The following is an 833-nucleotide window of genomic DNA, read 5'->3' as shown; positions in this document are numbered from 1 at the left end:
GCGTAGAAGACTTTTATTTGTGGTTAAATTTAGTTGCAAACGGATATAAAGTGGTTCTAATTAAAGAAGCATTGGTAAAATATTATGTAAGTAATCAGTCTATCTCGAGAAACCATATCCAAATAGCTAATTTAAAATACCTAAGTTGCCTGATGCTCTTAAAGATAAGATATCCTGATGCCAAAGTAAGCAACCTCCTTTTTTTATTTACGGGCATTACGCAGCTTTTAAAATATGTGATTAAAAGAATTAGGAAGAAATAATGACTACCCCCAAAAAAGATAATTTAAACGCACTGATTTTTGCGCCGCTTCCTCCGCCTGTTGGTGGGGTAGCCAGCATTACCAATATGCTAAATATTGGATTTCAGAAATATAACGATGTTCTATTCAAACAGCCAGTAACCAAAGGGAAACTAGGCATATATAGGGCCGCAAGTAATTTAGTTAGGCTTATTAAGGCTGTATGCAGCATAAAAAGCAAGGGAAGTGTATTGCTGTTTTCAAGTGCAGGCTTTTCTTTCTACGAAAAGTTGATTTGGGCTAAACTTATTTTATTGCTCAATCGCAAAGCAGTATTGATTATGGTTGATGGAAACTTCCCCCGGTTTTATCAATCGCTATCAGTAAAGTACCGACGTGTAATCTCAAAACAGATCAGCCATAAAAATATAACCATTGGCGCACAATCAGATACTTGGTTAAAATATTATAAGGAAATATTCCCGCTAGCTAACATTGAAGTTGTCTCTGCCAGTGTAGATCGTACATTTATGGAAGTGACGCGGCCAAGTCGCGAAAAAACTTCAAAGATTAAACTGCTCTATATCGGCT

2 protein-coding genes are annotated in these 833 nt (G+C 36.3%); both read left to right on the top strand.

The window, feature by feature from the left end; translation table 11 throughout:
* A partial coding sequence (locus JHD69_RS21150) for a hypothetical protein (RefSeq protein WP_233166106.1) occupies positions 1-263 on the top strand: 263 nt, incomplete at its 5' end.
* Positions 263-833, top strand: a 571-nt coding sequence (locus JHD69_RS19925) for a hypothetical protein (RefSeq protein WP_199142084.1), incomplete at its 3' end; no start/stop codon positions are given. The genes JHD69_RS21150 and JHD69_RS19925, both read left to right, overlap by 1 nt.

Origin of the sequence: Pedobacter sp. ASV12, assembly GCF_016429155.1 — a bacterium.
Classification (GTDB): Bacteria; Bacteroidota; Bacteroidia; order Sphingobacteriales; family Sphingobacteriaceae; genus Pedobacter.
This window is presented reverse-complemented; position numbering and strand designations above follow the sequence as displayed.